Here is a 277-nt window from a genome sequence, read left to right on the forward strand (position 1 = left end):
TCCCATGGAAGTATTAACAACCGATATTACTTATTTACCATTTGGTCATTCTATGTTGTATTTATCTTCGATAATGGATATTTATAACGGAGAAATTGTGGCGTATAAAATAGATGATAAACAAGACCAAAGTTTAGTTAATGATACATTAAATCAAATCGATATACCCGAGGGATGTATATTACATAGTGATCAAGGCAGCGTTTATACATCTTATGCTTATTATCAATTATGCGAAGAAAAAGGCATTATCAGAAGTATGTCCCGAAAGGGGAAC

The 277-nt window shown here is 32.1% G+C and carries 1 protein-coding gene; it reads left to right on the plus strand.

Going from position 1 to position 277, the window contains the following annotated elements; translation table 11 throughout:
- On the plus strand, positions 1-277 hold a 277-nt coding region (locus HMPREF3046_RS05580), incomplete at both ends, for a DDE-type integrase/transposase/recombinase (protein WP_141755522.1).

Source organism: Staphylococcus sp. HMSC070D05 (assembly GCF_001815595.1).
Classification (GTDB): Bacteria; Bacillota; Bacilli; order Staphylococcales; family Staphylococcaceae; genus Staphylococcus; species Staphylococcus hominis.